Annotated in this window: 19 protein-coding genes and 2 pseudogenes; 9 read left to right on the top strand and 12 right to left on the bottom strand. The window is 43.6% G+C overall.

The genetic code is table 11. The features are described from left to right. Positions 1-32: 32 nt before the first annotated feature. On the bottom strand, positions 33-494 hold the full coding sequence (locus ACREYP_RS02280) for a DUF943 family protein (protein WP_336818854.1): 462 nt from the start codon (positions 492-494) through the stop codon (positions 33-35). After that, entirely contained in the window at positions 478-1,329 is an 852-nt protein-coding gene (locus ACREYP_RS02275; protein ID WP_336818853.1) for a YPO3983 family protein, read from the bottom strand. Before ACREYP_RS02275 ends, ACREYP_RS02280 begins: the two co-directional genes overlap by 17 nt. A gap of 244 nt (positions 1,330-1,573) precedes the next feature. On the opposite strand from ACREYP_RS02275, the gene ACREYP_RS02270 reads away from it, so the two are divergent. Both ACREYP_RS02270 and ACREYP_RS02265 read left to right on the top strand, forming a co-directional pair. Next, complete coding sequence (locus tag ACREYP_RS02270) at positions 1,574-1,714, top strand: hypothetical protein (protein WP_336818851.1); 141 nt, start codon at positions 1,574-1,576, stop codon at positions 1,712-1,714. A gap of 6 nt (positions 1,715-1,720) precedes the next feature. Then, positions 1,721-2,044, top strand: a pseudogene (locus tag ACREYP_RS02265) (DUF3455 domain-containing protein); the annotation flags it as partial. 65 nt (positions 2,045-2,109) lie between these two features. Here ACREYP_RS02265 and ACREYP_RS02260 read toward each other — a convergent pair. Then, positions 2,110-2,499 (bottom strand): putative T6SS immunity periplasmic lipoprotein, encoded by a 390-nt coding sequence (locus ACREYP_RS02260; protein ID WP_336818850.1) that lies wholly within the window; start codon positions 2,497-2,499, stop codon positions 2,110-2,112. Beyond that, positions 2,496-3,047, bottom strand: a complete 552-nt coding sequence (locus ACREYP_RS02255; RefSeq protein ID WP_336818849.1) for a type IV secretion protein Rhs — start codon at positions 3,045-3,047, stop codon at positions 2,496-2,498. Before ACREYP_RS02255 ends, ACREYP_RS02260 begins: the two co-directional genes overlap by 4 nt. Before the next feature lie 213 nt (positions 3,048-3,260). Here ACREYP_RS02255 and ACREYP_RS02250 point away from each other — a divergent pair, with 213 nt between their 5' ends. Further along, the gene (locus tag ACREYP_RS02250; RefSeq protein ID WP_336818848.1) at positions 3,261-3,641 is read left to right on the top strand and encodes a DUF3455 domain-containing protein; all 381 of its coding nucleotides are present in this window, start codon (positions 3,261-3,263) and stop codon (positions 3,639-3,641) included. 70 nt (positions 3,642-3,711) lie between these two features. Here the strand turns inward: ACREYP_RS02250 and ACREYP_RS02245 are convergent, their stop codons facing one another. The 4 genes from ACREYP_RS02245 to ACREYP_RS02230 form a co-directional block, all read right to left on the bottom strand. Then, positions 3,712-4,170, bottom strand: a complete 459-nt coding sequence (locus tag ACREYP_RS02245) for a DUF943 family protein (protein ID WP_442892469.1) — start codon at positions 4,168-4,170, stop codon at positions 3,712-3,714. Positions 4,171-4,235: 65 nt separating this feature from the next. Then, positions 4,236-4,667: a DUF943 family protein gene (locus ACREYP_RS02240; RefSeq protein WP_336818846.1), complete on the bottom strand. Its 432-nt coding sequence runs from the start codon at positions 4,665-4,667 to the stop codon at positions 4,236-4,238. Further along, a complete protein-coding gene (locus ACREYP_RS02235) occupies positions 4,651-4,812 on the bottom strand; it encodes a DUF3289 family protein (protein ID WP_336818845.1) in 162 nt (53 codons plus the stop codon). Before ACREYP_RS02235 ends, ACREYP_RS02240 begins: the two co-directional genes overlap by 17 nt. Next, positions 4,805-5,503, bottom strand: coding sequence for a YPO3983 family protein (locus ACREYP_RS02230; RefSeq protein ID WP_498881081.1), 699 nt, complete (start codon positions 5,501-5,503; stop codon positions 4,805-4,807). Before ACREYP_RS02230 ends, ACREYP_RS02235 begins: the two co-directional genes overlap by 8 nt. Positions 5,504-5,747: 244 nt before the next feature. Here ACREYP_RS02230 and ACREYP_RS02225 point away from each other — a divergent pair, with 244 nt between their 5' ends. Then, positions 5,748-6,200, top strand: a complete 453-nt coding sequence (locus tag ACREYP_RS02225; RefSeq protein ID WP_498881080.1) for an acyltransferase — start codon at positions 5,748-5,750, stop codon at positions 6,198-6,200. A gap of 105 nt (positions 6,201-6,305) precedes the next feature. Here ACREYP_RS02225 and ACREYP_RS02220 read toward each other — a convergent pair whose 3' ends face one another. The 3 genes from ACREYP_RS02220 to ACREYP_RS02210 form a co-directional block, all read right to left on the bottom strand. Continuing rightward, on the bottom strand, positions 6,306-6,641 hold the full coding sequence (locus ACREYP_RS02220) for a hypothetical protein (protein ID WP_498881079.1): 336 nt from the start codon (positions 6,639-6,641) through the stop codon (positions 6,306-6,308). 170 nt (positions 6,642-6,811) lie between these two features. Continuing rightward, on the bottom strand, positions 6,812-7,159 hold the full coding sequence (locus tag ACREYP_RS02215) for a putative T6SS immunity periplasmic lipoprotein (protein WP_336818841.1): 348 nt from the start codon (positions 7,157-7,159) through the stop codon (positions 6,812-6,814). Then, entirely contained in the window at positions 7,156-7,716 is a 561-nt protein-coding gene (locus ACREYP_RS02210) for a type IV secretion protein Rhs (RefSeq protein WP_498881078.1), read from the bottom strand. Before ACREYP_RS02210 ends, ACREYP_RS02215 begins: the two co-directional genes overlap by 4 nt. Positions 7,717-8,119: 403 nt before the next feature. On the opposite strand from ACREYP_RS02210, the pseudogene ACREYP_RS02205 reads away from it, so the two are divergent. Beyond that, positions 8,120-8,200 (top strand): annotated as a pseudogene (locus tag ACREYP_RS02205) (helix-turn-helix domain-containing protein); the annotation flags it as partial. 271 nt (positions 8,201-8,471) lie between these two features. On the opposite strand, the gene ACREYP_RS02200 reads toward ACREYP_RS02205, so the two are convergent. Further along, on the bottom strand, positions 8,472-9,230 hold the full coding sequence (locus ACREYP_RS02200; RefSeq protein ID WP_498881077.1) for a hypothetical protein: 759 nt from the start codon (positions 9,228-9,230) through the stop codon (positions 8,472-8,474). A 593-nt stretch (positions 9,231-9,823) separates the two neighbouring features. Between ACREYP_RS02200 and dndB the strand changes: the two genes are divergently transcribed. From dndB to dndE, 4 genes are read left to right on the top strand one after another with little or no spacing between them, the layout of a single operon-like run. Continuing rightward, positions 9,824-10,909, top strand: coding sequence for a DNA sulfur modification protein DndB (gene dndB, locus ACREYP_RS02195; RefSeq protein ID WP_498881076.1), 1,086 nt, complete (start codon positions 9,824-9,826; stop codon positions 10,907-10,909). Continuing rightward, positions 10,906-12,540, top strand: a complete 1,635-nt coding sequence (dndC, locus tag ACREYP_RS02190; RefSeq protein ID WP_498881075.1) for a DNA phosphorothioation system sulfurtransferase DndC — start codon at positions 10,906-10,908, stop codon at positions 12,538-12,540. Before dndB ends, dndC begins: the two co-directional genes overlap by 4 nt. Next, a complete protein-coding gene (gene dndD, locus ACREYP_RS02185; RefSeq protein WP_498881074.1) occupies positions 12,530-14,530 on the top strand; it encodes a DNA sulfur modification protein DndD in 2,001 nt (666 codons plus the stop codon). The genes dndC and dndD overlap by 11 nt, the downstream gene beginning before the upstream one ends. Beyond that, on the top strand, positions 14,530-14,883 hold the full coding sequence (gene dndE, locus ACREYP_RS02180) for a DndE family protein (RefSeq protein WP_498881073.1): 354 nt from the start codon (positions 14,530-14,532) through the stop codon (positions 14,881-14,883). Before dndD ends, dndE begins: the two co-directional genes overlap by 1 nt. Positions 14,884-14,929 lie beyond the last annotated feature (46 nt).

Below are 14,929 nucleotides of genomic sequence, written 5' to 3'. Positions count from 1 at the left end.
TTCTGTTTATTCAAAACTGCAGACATTATATTCTAATATTCAAGCCTGACAATCTTACCGTTCTCTTCCTCTCGATAAATAGCATCATCCACAGTAAATGTAATTCCTCTGTTTTTACTATTCCTTATAGTAAAAACAGAGTTTTTATCAATGCAGTTTATTTTGGTATTCATATCATCAAAACAGAGCCTGTCATACTTACCCTCTTCTTTATAGCCATCTTTAAATAGCCAAATAGTGATAGTAAAACCCCCATAAGATGCAGGCTTTGGAATATCATACTTTGCTTTAAGTGCATCCTTATTTTTTAACCACCAATAAATCTTACCTTTGTCCGTGAACGGAAAGCTTTTGACCAAAATACTGCTGTAGTTATTTCTCTGATGAACAGCGACGATTTCAACAGATCGAAAGAACAGCCATAAGCAGTATACCGCCACTATACATCCAGCCAGACAGAACAAACCCACCATCATTTTATTTTTTAACTGCATTTCGCCGCCTAATAATATGAATAGTGGCTTCCATATTTGTAATAAAGGGTTTGAAGGCAAACTCTCTGTAACGTTGCAGGACAAACCATATACGAAATAATCGAATACTTTTAAATTTTATTTTTAAAATATCATCATCATCCAATCCAAAATGATCCTGAACTTTATAGTGAACTTCAGCATGATATTGTTCGTTATCAATCGTTAGGGACTTAATTGTGATATGCGTTGCCCAGGTATCATGCACGGTAATTCCCATACCATTCACCCGATCCAGAAGACGATCGAATTTTGGTAGTATTCCGTTCATAATTGTTTCTGTTAGCTCATTTTTATATTTTGCAGGATAACATCTACGCTCCCAATCAATTTGGATATCAAAAACTTTCTTCAGACGGAGCCGCGTACTGTTTTCCTCCGAGCGATCGCTCAATATTTGCTCCTCCAGCGCACTATTCAGTAATGGATGACTGAAAGGCTTCCCGCCACACTTTTGCATGTGCGTGATCATTAGTTCGATCAAAGATGTGTAAGGACCATCCCACGAAAAAGGACGTGATAAATACCGGAACTCATCAAAGAGGATGCGAGCGCACTCCCATTTTGTCAGTTTTTTTACCTCCTTCTTAGGGCGAAAGAACTGCACCATCGGATGCTCATATGAAGGGATCTCCGTCAACGTGTAAGGATTTACACTTGCAGAAATATCTGTCAGGTGGAATTTTGCCTTCAGATCGATTTCGGACAGATCGCCGGACTTCATATCTTTGGCGTTTTTGTCATTCATTTTTTTCTGGGTTTCAAATATCTTGCAGGGAAATTGCAATGCCGACATAAATCACGTCCTTGTATATTGTTGTCTCTATCATCCCGGTAGCCAGGCATGATAAGCAGTCTTTAGCCGCTGTGTAAGTGTTGTACATTATTAAGAGTCTGAATTCAGATTTCTTAATTGGGATTTTATTCATATCAGAGATGTTGATTTACGTCGCTCCCCAGAGCTCTACGACAAATTGCCTCATTAAAAGGCCATGAATTATCCTCAATAAAATTCATTCTACTCACCGGGGCAGAAAACAATGAAAATACTAAAAAGCGGTATCCGCGACGTAATTGCCAGCGACGACGTCACCGTTGCGGAGCCGGTCAACCTCTACGAATGCACGCTGCAGAGCGGCGTATTCGTCGGGCCTTTTGTTGAGATCCAGCGCCACTGCTAGATCGGAGCCGGTACCCTGAAAGGCCTGCCGCCGGGCATTCACGGCTTCCACGTGCACACTAGTCCGAACTGCGGGCCAGGCATGCAGGACGGCAAAATGGTGGCCGGCGCACTAAGCGCCACTCGCCCGTCGAAAGATAAAAACTCGATTCCATGACTGCTGCTGACCGGTGCTTCCGAAGCGCAGCCAGGCCTGTTTGCCAACGTGAGCAGCATCCAGCGCGTGGACCCCCACGGCGGCGTAACCGGCCCAACCGTTTGCGACCCGGCGACCTTTGGCGCGACGCTGAAAGTGCCTTATACGGCGACTTATAAGTTCTATACGAAGTAGCAGCATAAAGCCCTGGCCTTACTGCCAGGGCTTTATGCTGCTGGGATCAATTCAGAGAGTAAGCACTAATTCGGGTGCTGAATACTTATTCCGTCGGAAGCGTTCTCCGTGACAGAAAACTCTGCGGTGACCAGATGAGAGGAAGAATTATCAGATTTTACATCGTAAGCGACTGAGTATTTTTTGCCGGGAGAGAAGGTAAAACCAAAGGCTGGCAGACAGTCTCCCTTCGCGACATAAACTGGAGCATCATCGAAAGTCTTGTACTGCACGTTCCCATGCCCTTCGTTAATTTGCACGGCCGTTATGCGCTCGTCGCTGCCAAGCGGAGACACCACGCAAACAATATTACCTTTGGCCACGACTTCTGCAGGCTGACGCGGCACCATTCTGTCGCCCGGACCAGGACACCCGGCCAGCAAGAGCACGGCAGCGGCTAACAAACATTTTCTCATAGAGTTGTTCTCACCTTCCCTGTGACTATTTTGCGATACAGCACCGGAACTTCACGGCTACTTTCTGTACCTCTGTATTTCCCCATCCGCCCGGGCCTTTGGTAGTAGGACCACGCGTCTATACCATAAACCAATAACAGCCAGTAATCCGCTAAAATGGAGGCCTGCTGCTCCAGGGAATAATCTATTAGCGCCTCTTTATCTAATTTATAGGTATATTCAGCCGCCCAGCTAAAAGCCCCCCTTAGCCTTACCCATTGCCCGTGTTGATGTTGCCACACATGGCCCAGTTCATGGATAAAAACATATTTATCTTCAAGAAAGACGCTGCCAGATGAGAAATCATCTTTATACATCGTCTTGCGGTACCACAATTCTCCGTTTGGCGTCATCGCGTAGTTTTGTTTCTGCAGGCCGAACGGGAGATAGCTGTCGCAATGAATCCATACTCGGCTGTAAGAAATTGAATCGCCGAAAACCCGGCGAGCCATTGCAATTTCGCCCAATGTCATTCTTCTGAGGCTGCCCTCTTCCGCCTGTGCGCTCATTCCTTTTCCTTAAGGTTTGCTTTTCCACAGCATAAAACCAACGCTCAATATAATCTATGTCCCGATTTCTTATTTTTCGATAGTCAGAATTTGACGCTTAGAAATTTATGGGATAAAAAAAATGTTATGTAGCCGGTGGTTCCAAAAAGTTGTGGCCGTTGGGCAGTGACCTCTGTCTAATGGAGACCACTTTATTCGCCAGGACAAACCAAGATGAAAATCCTGAAAAGCGGCATCCGCGACGTGATTGCCAGCGACGACGTTACCGTGGTTGAGCCGGTTATGTTCAGCGACAAAGGCCTGAAGCACCTCGTCGGCAAACACTTCGACGGCACGCATTGGCAGGCTACGGACGGCAGCGTGGTAGCCGGAGCGCTAAGCGCCACTCGCCCGTCGAAAGATAAAGGCTCGATTCCGTGGCTGCTGCTGACCGGCACTTCAGACGCACAGCCGGGCCTGTTCGCCAACGTGAACAGCACCCAGCGTGTGGACACCCACGGCGGCGTAACCGGCCCCACGGTTTGCGACCCGGCGACCTTTGGCGCGACGCTGAAAGTACCTTATACGGTGACTTATAAGTTCTATACGAAGTAGCAGCCTGTGAAGTCCTGGCCGGAAGGCCGGGGCTTTGTGCTGATGGAGTTATCTTCAGGGGAACGGGCGTTCACTGATATTTTATCAGATCCCCTTTTTCGCTTAATCGATATTGACCATCACGAAAAATAACTACTGTATTTTTATATCTATCCTGCCACACCGTAAAAGCTTTATCTTTATCGATGCAATTTAACGGTGGCTCCAGATCGTCAAAACATAGCCGATCGTAACCATCGGTTTCTACATAACCGTTCCCAAAATACCAAAATATAATTTCAAAAAAAGCATCTTTCCCTGTACCTGGAACATCATATTTTTCTTTGAGCATGGCTTTGTTTTTCAACCACCAGTGTACTTTACCTTTATTTGTTAAGGGGAAGTTTTTCACTAAAATGTGGCTGTAACTATTTCGCTTATGAACTCCAACAATTTCAACTGGTCGAAATGCTAACCATAAGCAATATCCTGCCAATAGACCGCCAGCTAGAAATTTCAGTCCCCTTATTATGTTACCTTTCAATTTAATCACTCCAAAAAACTGACTAAAATATAAAGCATTTTCTGTTTATTCAAAACTGCAGAAATTATATTTTAATATTCAAGCCTGAAAATCTTACCGTTCTCTTCCTCTCGATAAATAGCATCATCCACAGTAAATGTAATTCCTCTGTTTTTATCAATGCAGTTTATTTTGGTATTCATATCATCAAAACAAAGCCTGTCATACTTACCCTCTTCTTTATAGCCATCCTTAAAAAGCCAAATAGTGATAGTAAAACCCCCATAAGATGCAGGCTTTGGAATATCATACTTTGCTTTAAGTGCATCCTTATTTTCTAACCACCAGTCAATCTTACCTTTGTCTGTGAACGGGAAGTTCTTGACCAAAATACTGCTGTAGTTATTTCTCTGATGAACAGCGACGATTTCAACGGTTCGAAAGAACAGCCATAAGCAGTATACTGCCACTATACATCCAGCCAGACAGAAAAAACCCACCATCATTTTATTTTTTAACTGCATTTCGCCGCCCAATAATATGAATAGTGGCTTCCATATTGGTAATAAAGGGTTTGAAGGCAAACTCGCTGTAGCGTTGCAGGACAAACCATATACGAAATAATCGAATACTTTTAAATTTTATTTTTAAAATATCATCATCATCCAATCCAAAAATGATCCTGAACTTTATAGTGAACTTCAGCGTGATATTGTTCTTTATCAATCGTTAGGGACTTAATTGTGATATGCGTTGCCCAGGTATCATGCACGGTAATTCCCATACCATTTACCCGATCCTGGAGGCGATCAAATTTTGGCAACCTTCCTTCCATAATTGCATCAATGAGCTCCTGTTTTTTCTCTACTGGATAACACTTCTTATCCCAGTCAATGTAGTCCCTAAAAACCTCCTGTAGACGAAGCCGCGTACTGTTTTCCTTCGAGCGATCGCTCAATATTTGCTCTTCCAGCGCACTGTTCAGTAATGGATGACAGAAAGACTTCCCGCCACACTTTTGCATGTGCGTGATCATTAGTTCGATCAAAGAGGTGTAAGGGCCATCCCACGAAAAAGGACGTGATAAATACCGGAACTCATCAAAGAGGATGCGAGCGCACTCCCATTTTGTCAGTTTTTTTACCTCCTTCTTAGGGCGAAAGAACTGTACCATCGGATGCTCATACGAAGGGATCTCCGTCAACGTGTAAGGATTTACACTTATAGAAATATCTGTCAGGTGGAATTTTGCTTTCAGATCGATTTCGGACAGATCGCCGGACTTCATATCTTTGGCGTTTTTGTCATCCATCTTTTTCTGGGTTTCAAATATCTTGCAGGGAAATTTCAATGCCGACATACATCACATCCTTGTATATTCTTGTCTATACCATCCAGGTAGCCCGCCATGATAAGCAGCCACTAGCCGCTATGTAAATGTTGTACATTATTAAGAGTCTGAATTCAGATTTCTTAATTGAGATTTTATTCACATCAGAAATGTTGATTTATATCGCCACTAATGGCTCTACGATAAATTGCACTCCTAAAAGTTCATCAGTTATGCTCAATACAATTCATTCTACTCACCGGGGCAAACAACAATGAAAATCCTCAAAAGCGGCATCCGGGATGTGATTGCAGCCGACAATGTGACTGTTGTGGAGCCAGTTAACCTCTACGAATGCACGCTGCAGAGCGGCGTATTCGTCGGGCCTTTTGTTGAGATCCAGCGCCACTGCATGATCGGCTCTGGTACCCGCGTCCAGTCCCACTCGTTCCTGTGCGAAAACGTCACCACCGGCAAAAACTGCTTTATCGGCCACGGCGTCACCTTCGCCAACGACCTGTTTCGCAGCGGCAGGCCAGACCCCAACCCGGAGAACTGGATAGCCATTACCCTCGGCGATAACGTCACCATAGGCAGCGGCAGCACTATACTGACGGAGCATATTTGCAGCGGCGCGGTGATTGGCGCAGGCAGCGTGGTGACGAAAGATATTCTGGTGGCTGGGGTTTATGTTGGGAGCCCGGCGCGATTGGTGCGGGAATTATAACGACTGCCGTTAGCCGTAAAGCTGATAACCGGCATAATCGCGACGCCATCGGAATAGAACAAGTCAGAGTTAGTAAACGAATACACACGGCCGGTGAGCGTGACGTTAAGATGGTTGCCATAGCCCGTAACCTGAGCCCGTAACCTGCGCATTGCTTACTGCTGATATCAAAAAAGGGGTACGATTCGTCAGATGCTCCATTGGATCGCCCGGTAGGTTACCACCCAGATAATAGCGATAGACATCCGAAAAAATAGCGCCTCCGCCTTTGTAGCGGGTGATATATAAGAACGTAGTATCGGTGACTTTTTGGCGGGCGAAAAACACATCATTCGGCGAGCCATTGAAGTAATACTGATATGCCGCATAGCCGCCCACAAGCAATAACAGCACAGCCGTTAACGTACAATGCAGGCTCTTAATAACCGTGTTGTTTGGCATAATCTATTCCCTGTTTTATCCGGCACCGATCGTGTGGATCATTCCCAAGAAAAATTCACTGACTCTTGAGTTCCTGCTTATAACCCTGTAGCCCCCCGGCAGGCAGTATACAATCGCCAACAATTTGCACTCCATTTCCGCTAAAAATAAATAAGCAGGCAAAGACATTATTAATAGTCCGTATTGGTGAGCTGCCCATTGTTGTCAATAAAAAATCGGTGTATATAGCGTTTATCATTCAGGCCATAAGAAATGACATAGCTATAACCGTACTTCCATTTCACATTGATACAATTATCGGGATATGTTAGATGTAGCCCTTCATCATTTTTTATTACGGCGTATCCTGTTTCCTGAATTGATTCTATTCGGTAATAATTCAATACATCATTTTTAACAACGCTGAAACATAGCTTTTCATCATTGATGTAAGTATATCTTACCTGTGGCGCAGGTTTACCCCCAGGGCAACCTGTAAGCATAATCACAATCGTAAATATAGACGCTATTTTCCTCACCCAGGGAACCCCTTTAAAATCGATTTGTATCTTGAGATCAATGAATGGACAGGTTCATTAGCATTGTAATTACGATATTCATGCAAGTCGCTATGACCCTGCAAGCCATAATTTAACAAAAGCCAATAATCACTGACTATTGACGCTTGCTGTTCTAATCCGTAACGAAGTAAATCAGCTTTGTCCAGACTGTAGCTATAATCGGCGAACCGGGAGAACATTCCTCTTGTTATTACAAACATCCCTTTTTGGGATTGCCATACATGCATCATCTCATGCATGAATAAGTGCTTTTTTTGTATCTCTTTCTCTAACGAAAAATCCGGTGAATATGTACCTTCCCTGTACCACATCTCTCCATTTGGGCTCATGGCAACACCAACTGGCTGTAGATTGAAGGGAAGATAACTTTTCCTATGAACCCAAACCCTGCTGTAATTTATACTGTTACCATAAAGTGTCTTAGCTAATGCAATCTCACCTAATGTTAACTGCCTGACTCCTCCGGGAGTTATAGGTGTACCTGATGTAGGTTTTGTCCTTTCACCAACTACCATTAAAAATCCCTTTTCGTGTTATGATTAATTGCCCATCGTACTACCCTGTGATAATTAAAGCTAATAACCAGTTGGGAGATTGTTCTTAAATCGTGCAAAGTGAGATAGTGGTCACAAGTTAGCGTTAGCTAAAGAAGGAAAGCAAATATTAAAATAATTTTTCATAGAACGTATTTTATTATTTAAACAACACTCATAAAATAACCACATCAATTTGCAATCCATGTATATGATTGGTTAAATTAATATCAAAAGACAACGTTATTTTCGTTCTACTCCTCACTAGTGTAAGGCTACGTTCTGAGTAGTACCCAGCGATTTCCTTTTCTTTTAAGTTAACTACCTAACTAAGAAATAACCGTTAAATTAATAGTTGGAGGGAATCATGGTTAAAGGTTGGCATCTGGCGGATGCGCTTACGCGCCCTTGGCCGAAAGGCGAATTTTTGATAGCTAAAGCGCTTGAGGTGCATCCGAGTGAGATATGACCTGAGCGGTATGTAGGGGAAGGTGGGGGGGTGATTGAAAGGAAGAGGTTGTTTAGAGGCATTAAAAACCTATAAGCATAGAAACCACTTGGCAGACTTGCTAAAGGCTCCGGCATATTAATGCCTGAGCATTAGGTTCGTATAACTGGATAAATCATCTAAAAAATTAATATTCCTATCAAATTTTTATTTCGCATGTGAAATAACTCAAGAATAACACAAAACTACAGCACAATAAAAAACATAAGAATTATTCACAATAATAAAATCAGAAAAACAAACGTGCAATAACCCCTCTCTTAAAACGAGAATTCATTTCCTCTAAATATATTTCATTCAACTTTACAAACATATCATGCTCTGCATCAAAAACTTTCCTCTCATTCTCACCAATACCCAAATAAGTTGGAATCAACGGTAGAATCACACTTTGCATAGATTCCAATTTATCAGCTATTAGTGCGTCATTTGAAAAGTCTAATGAGATAAAATCATGAATCACCTTCATATATTCATCTTCGTTTAGATCGCCATTTGAGTTCTTCACAAAATCGGCCCTTTTGCTATACAGATCATTTATTAACGCTGTTCTTTGTGCAAGAATCCTTACAAATTCATCATAGCTGCCCGTAACAACTGATAACTCTGTATACATACGATTCAACACACTGGTGCAATCAGATACATTTTTTTTGAGCTCATTCAATTTTCCCTGCTCAGTGCGAAATGTATCAACTACTGAAACATAAAAAATTGCTTGTTCATATGTGATCCTATTAAAATTCATTTTACTTACCCGCTTAGTTTCATCTGCAAAAAGCTTTAAAGTCCCAGCAACTAAACCATACTGCAAAAAAAGCTCGTTATGTTTCTTCTGGCAATCATTCCGTGCATCTCTCATTGGTCGATAGTAATCGTTTAATATTTCTTTCCGAGAGCTCATATCATTCTTATAGCTTTCAATCAATCCTGAAAACAGCAAGCTCCCAAAAAAAAGAGGGAGTATGGCTGTAATCATCGTTTTCACGATCAAAGATCCATATTTACCATTCATATAAAATTACCTAATTTATTATGATATTTTCACTTGAGCCGAGAACACATTTAGATAACGCTCAACTCTTTTAAGATTTTTTCACCACATATTCTGAAACAGAGAATTACCACTTAACGCTGTCCATAGATATCAGCACTTGAATAATTGAGTTATATATTTGGTGTCATGTAACGCTATCTGCTCAATTAAAAAAGACAGCCGGCTCTCTTCGAGTATGTTAAAAGAAATGACAGGTCCAGGTTAACAGAAAAACCTCATTGTTAAAGAAAGCGAAAATAATCAACTGCTTAACAACTCATGGTGTCTACTTTTCCAATCATCTGTTTCCCTTTTTTAAGGTATCGTGCAATAGCAGGTATGAAACGAGCTCCGACTAGTTTGATGCAGCTTAATTGAGGCACAAAAACGTGCAGCAGCTTCTCAGCCACTGATAACCACTAATATTACATGGATTAATGGATCTTAGTACGCAAAATATTACGTAAAAAAGACTGTAAATCAACTCATTAGTTACGTAAAATATTGCGTACATAAATTCATTCACTTTTTACATGGATAACCGCATGGCTAGTGTTGATGCAGATTACTGCTACTCTTTTCCAGCTATACGTGGCATTCAGGCTGGTCGTCCTTTCTACATCGCCACGTGCCCGATGCGCATCATTCCCAAGATATTCAGCTTTGATGAAAATGACGTACCGCCTGAGCTACGCGCACAGCGCACGCTGAATAAATCGCGTATCCCCGAAATGGTGCGTTATCTTCTGGAAAATCCAAAAGATTATGTGTTCTCTGCGCTTACAGCATCCATTGCCGTTGACGTCCAGTTTGATGAGCACCCAGGTACAAATAACCTAGGAACGTTATGCGTACCGATGGATGCGCAAATTCTGATCAATGACGGTCAGCATCGTCGTAAAGCAATTGAAGATGCTCTAGAAGCACGCCCAGAGTTGGGGCAGGATAACATTCCGGTGCTGTTTTTTGTCGATGAAGGATTAAAACGCAGCCAACAGATGTTTGCCGATCTGAATAAATACGCTATTCGTCCCAGCCCGTCACTGGCATCGTTGTATGATCATCGGGATGCCAGTTCAAATCTGGCACGTTATCTGGCAATGTCCGTAGAGCCGTTTGTCGGAATGACTGAGCTAGAAAAATCCGGTATCAGTCAGCGGTCAAATAAATTATTTACGTTAAGCAGCATCAAACAAGCTACCCGTGCGTTGCTGGGAAAAGATCCTAAAGAGGGCAATTTTGAAGAATGTACCCAGATAGCAACTCGCTATTGGCAGACTATTTATCATGTAATGCCGGACTGGCAGTTAGCCGCAAAAAAAGAAGTTTCACCGGTTCAACTACGTCAGGACTATGTTCACGCTCACGGCATTGGTTTGCAGGCACTCGGACAACTGGGGTATGCCCTGCTGATAGACTACCCCGAGCAGTGGCCGGAGAAAATTGCTGCACTCAAAACCTTTAATTGGCGCAGAAACAATCCGGATCTAATCAAACGCGCGATGCAGCACGGCAAGCTGAGTAAAACCAGTACGGCGATCCAACTTACCTGCAATGCACTAAAAACCGCGCTCTCAATTCCCCTCACTCCTGAAGAACAGGAGCTTGAAGCTCAAATGGTTGTCTCATGAGTAAATTAGTTCAGGCCTACGATTTGGCCGAATACGAAGATTTTATTAATCAGGAGCAGTTCGCCGGACGCCCTCTGGCCGAATATGTTGCTGAGGTTCAAAGAATTTATTTCGCGGATAAGCGTCCGTGGGTAATTGGCTATAGCGGCGGGAAAGATTCTTCCGCCGTGATCACGCTGGTGTATCTGGCCCTGCTCGGCCTGCCCCCGGAAATGCGCAGCAAAGATGTTTTTCTGGTGTCATCAGATACACTGGTGGAAACACCAGTGGTCGTGGATCTGATTAAGAAAACCATGGCGCAGATTGAGGCAGGCGCAAAACGTAATGGCCTGCCGATCACTCAACATGCCGTGATGCCCAAAACTAATGAAACCTTCTGGGTCAATTTACTAGGGAAAGGTTATCCGGCCCCAACCCGTAGTTTTCGCTGGTGCACCGAGCGTATGAAAATCAATCCGGTGAGCGACTTTATTAAAGATAAGGTCAGCCAGTTTGATGAAGTGATTGTTGTCCTCGGCTCACGTAGTAGCGAGAGTGCCTCCCGTGCGCAGGTCATCGCAAAGCACAAAATTGATGGCTCACGCCTGGCCCGGCATACCACGCTGGCAAATGCGTTTATCTATACCCCTATTGATACCTGGGATGTAGAAGACGTCTGGAAACTGCTGCGCGGCGCGTTCCGCTATGCTCCTGAAGATATCGACGAATGGGAAAGCCCGTGGGGTGGAAACAACCGTCCTCTGTGGACGCTGTATATGGACTCGTCCGCACAGGGTGAGTGCCCCCTGGTGATCGATGAAAGCACCCCTTCCTGTGGTAACTCCCGCTTTGGCTGCTGGACCTGTACTGTGGTCACTAAAGATAAAGCAATGGAGAGCCTGATCAAGAATGGTGAAGAGTGGATGTCTCCACTGCTGAAATTCCGCGATCTGCTGGCGTTTACCACCGATCCAGTGAATAAAGATACGTTTCGCAACTACAAGCGTCGTACTGGCAAGGTCAGTTATCAGTATGCCAAAGATGGCGAAGAAATTAGTGCCGAGCGTAAGCATGTTCCCGGCCCCTACTGGCTTAAATATCGCCAGCAGTGGCTGAAAGAGTTGCTGGAGATTGAGCGCGATTTAAATGCACAAGGCCATACGATTACGCTAATTACCCAGCCAGAGCTGCACGCTATCCGTCAGGAGTGGTTGAAAGATCCTAATGAACCAGACTGGTATGACACATTACCCGGTATTTACCGTGACGTGTATCAGCGGGATCTAGACTGGGTAGTTGATGATCAGTCTCGCTTTGACGCCAGCGATGCAGATTTGTTGGTGCAGATAGCTCAGGGGTTTGACGTTGCACCCGAGATGGTCATGAAGCTGATTGAATTGGAAGTGTCAATGGAAGGGCTAAGCCGCCGTCAGGGAATTTTTGACAAGCTCGGTACCATTCTAAAACAGGACTGGGGCAGTCTCGAAGAAATACAGCAGCAACAGGCAGCGCTACAAAAACGTAATGACCGGGATATTCATCAGGAAGAAGTCATTAGGCTGGAAGCTGAACTTCAGGTTTTACAGCGCAGAATTGTCGATTCCAGCGAATCCTCTGTTTTAATCGAGGAGGAAAACGAACGTGCTCATTAAACAACTAGTATTACATAATTTTCGGGTATTTAACGGTACTCACACCATTGATCTGGCGCCAAGAAAGCGCCCGCAAGAAGTGAATCATCGCCCTATTGTGCTGTTTGGTGGTTTAAACGGTGCGGGAAAAACGTCGATTCTGTCGGCGATCCGTCTGGCGTTGTATGGTCGGCTGGCATTTGGCCTTGCAACTCAGCAACAGGAATATATTGAGCAGCTTAGCTCGTTAATTCACAACGGCGCGTACTATAATGAGCAACCTGAAGAAGCAGCTGTTGAATTGACCTTCACCTACAATAAGGGCGGCCATGAAGCGGAATTTACCGTTACGCGAGCATGGAAAAAGGGCAAAAAAGACCGACTCTCTCTGCAACAGGATGGGCAGCCACTCAGTGAGCTGGATTACGATCAGTGCCAGGGATTTCTAAATGAGTTAATTCCGCATGGCATTGCTGATTTGTTCTTTTTCGATGGCGAGAAAATTGCAGAACTTGCTGAGGACGAATCCGGTAATATTTTACGTACTGCCGTACGACGCTTATTGGGGCTGGATCTCATCTCTAAACTGCGTAACGATTTAATGATTTTTGTTAAGCGTCAGCAATCCAGTCAGCTAGCAAGTTCTCAGCAACAACAGATTGCAGAGCTTGAAAAACAGAGTAAAGAATTAGCCTGCCAGACAGAAGCACTGCTGGAAAGCGCCGATTTTGCCAAATCGCGGATTGAGTTTCTGTCTAAAGATATAACCCGTTATGAAGGCTTGCTAAATGCTCAGGGGGGCGCTTTTGCCCAGACTAAAGCGCAGGAAAAACAGAAAGTCGAAACACTGCTAAAAGATAAAGAACATCTGGAAAAAGCACTGAGACAAGAATGCGATGGCTCGCTACCTTATGCGCTTGCGCCCACTATTTTGTCTCGTTTGCTGCAACAAATTGCTGATGAAACGCAGATTAAACAGGCAAAAAGCTTTGAAAAAGAGCTGAGCCAGTTTTTAACGCAACTCAGAAATGATATTGCATTTCGTTCTGCAGGGACTGGCAAAATAGCAGCTGAAGCGATTACCGATAATCTAAAAGATTATATGGCAACGAAACCAAAAGGTGATTTGCTCTTTGATATCTCTGAGCGTGAAGCAGGTATGCTTCAACAGTCTATTGAGATAGATAGTAAAAGAGCATGGCAGCGTTTTGAGCTTTATCGCACACAGTTATCTGAGATTGAACAACAGTTAGAACAAGCGGCTGCTAATATTGCCCGCGCTCCTGAAGATGATCAGCTGATGGATCTCTTTGAAAAATTACGTGGCCTAGATAGGCAGCGCGAAACCCAATTGCAGAAATATCGGTCATTGCTGGAAGATGCTAAACGTACAAAACAGCAGCAACTGGATTGTGTTCGCCAGATTCAAAAAGCGCATGACGCCGCTCGTTATCAGCACATTTATAGCAGTGCGTTTAAGAATGCTCAGGAAACGATAAATTTACTCGATCGCTACAGTGATGTATTAACCCAGGCTCGGGTAAAAACGCTGTCGACAAACTTCGAGCTTGCTTACCGTAAGTTGGCTCGCAAAGAGGATTTACAACTTAGTGCACATATCAACCCTCAAACGTTTGATGTTGAATTAATTGATGAGAATGGCTCAGTAATTAACCGTAAGTTACTTTCTGCTGGTGAAAAACAGATTTATGCAATTGCTATTCTTGAGGCGCTGGCGAAAACCTCTGGCCGTGATTTACCAGTGATCATTGATACACCATTGGGTCGTCTGGACTCTCAACATCGAGATAAATTGATTAATCACTACTTCCCTGAAGCCAGTCATCAGGTTGTATTGCTTTCTACCGATACTGAAGTAGATGAACGCTATTTTGTCGATCAGTTGCGTGATGATATCTCTCATGCTTATGAGATTGTGTTTAATGCACATACTAAATCATCGACCCTGAAACCTGGTTATTTCTGGGAATTAACTAAGGAGGCTATCTGATGCTCCCAAATCGAATGGCGCTTAGCCGTCAGACTGAAGATCAGCTTAAAAAGCTTAAAGGGTATACTGGGATTACACCCAATGTTGCCGCCCGACTGGCGTTTTTCCGCTCGGTAGAGAGTGAGTTTCGCTATTCGCCGGAGAGAGATAATAAGAAGCTGGATGGTACGCTGGTGTTGGACAAAATTACGTGGCTAGGGGAAACGTTGCAAGCTACGGAATTGATTTTAAAGATGCTTTATCCGCAACTGGAGCAGAGGGAGGTAATTAAGGCATGGGCATCGCATGTTGAAGATGGAATTGCAGGATTAAGAAATTATCGTACATTATTATCGATAGTTAAAGCCTTATAACTTATTATTTACCTTATACGCAATGCCAAAAATAAAATTTCGGCAT

The sequence above is a fragment of the Enterobacter sp. TMH.L2 genome (genome assembly GCF_050847315.1).
Lineage (GTDB): Bacteria > Pseudomonadota > Gammaproteobacteria > Enterobacterales > Enterobacteriaceae > Cedecea.
The sequence above is the reverse complement of the archived record's forward strand: the minus strand, read 5'-3'. Positions and strand labels throughout refer to the sequence as shown.

Excerpts from the sequence above, each read along its gene's own strand:
- ACREYP_RS02280 (WP_336818854.1), bottom strand. The coding sequence starts at position 494 with ATGCAGTTAAAAAATAAAATGATGGTGGGTTTGTTCTGTCTGGCTGGA.
- ACREYP_RS02275 (WP_336818853.1), bottom strand. The coding sequence starts at position 1,329 with ATGTCGGCATTGCAATTTCCCTGCAAGATATTTGAAACCCAGAAAAAA.
- ACREYP_RS02270 (WP_336818851.1), top strand. The coding sequence starts at position 1,574 with ATGAAAATACTAAAAAGCGGTATCCGCGACGTAATTGCCAGCGACGAC.
- ACREYP_RS02260 (WP_336818850.1), bottom strand. The coding sequence starts at position 2,499 with ATGAGAAAATGTTTGTTAGCCGCTGCCGTGCTCTTGCTGGCCGGGTGT.
- ACREYP_RS02255 (WP_336818849.1), bottom strand. The coding sequence starts at position 3,047 with ATGAGCGCACAGGCGGAAGAGGGCAGCCTCAGAAGAATGACATTGGGC.
- ACREYP_RS02250 (WP_336818848.1), top strand. The coding sequence starts at position 3,261 with ATGAAAATCCTGAAAAGCGGCATCCGCGACGTGATTGCCAGCGACGAC.
- ACREYP_RS02240 (WP_336818846.1), bottom strand. The coding sequence starts at position 4,667 with ATGCAGTTAAAAAATAAAATGATGGTGGGTTTTTTCTGTCTGGCTGGA.
- ACREYP_RS02230 (WP_498881081.1), bottom strand. The coding sequence starts at position 5,503 with ATGTCGGCATTGAAATTTCCCTGCAAGATATTTGAAACCCAGAAAAAG.
- ACREYP_RS02225 (WP_498881080.1), top strand. The coding sequence starts at position 5,748 with ATGAAAATCCTCAAAAGCGGCATCCGGGATGTGATTGCAGCCGACAAT.
- ACREYP_RS02220 (WP_498881079.1), bottom strand. The coding sequence starts at position 6,641 with ATGCCAAACAACACGGTTATTAAGAGCCTGCATTGTACGTTAACGGCT.
- ACREYP_RS02210 (WP_498881078.1), bottom strand. The coding sequence starts at position 7,716 with ATGGTAGTTGGTGAAAGGACAAAACCTACATCAGGTACACCTATAACT.
- dndB (WP_498881076.1), top strand. The coding sequence starts at position 9,824 with ATGGCTAGTGTTGATGCAGATTACTGCTACTCTTTTCCAGCTATACGT.
- dndC (WP_498881075.1), top strand. The coding sequence starts at position 10,906 with ATGAGTAAATTAGTTCAGGCCTACGATTTGGCCGAATACGAAGATTTT.
- dndE (WP_498881073.1), top strand. The coding sequence starts at position 14,530 with ATGCTCCCAAATCGAATGGCGCTTAGCCGTCAGACTGAAGATCAGCTT.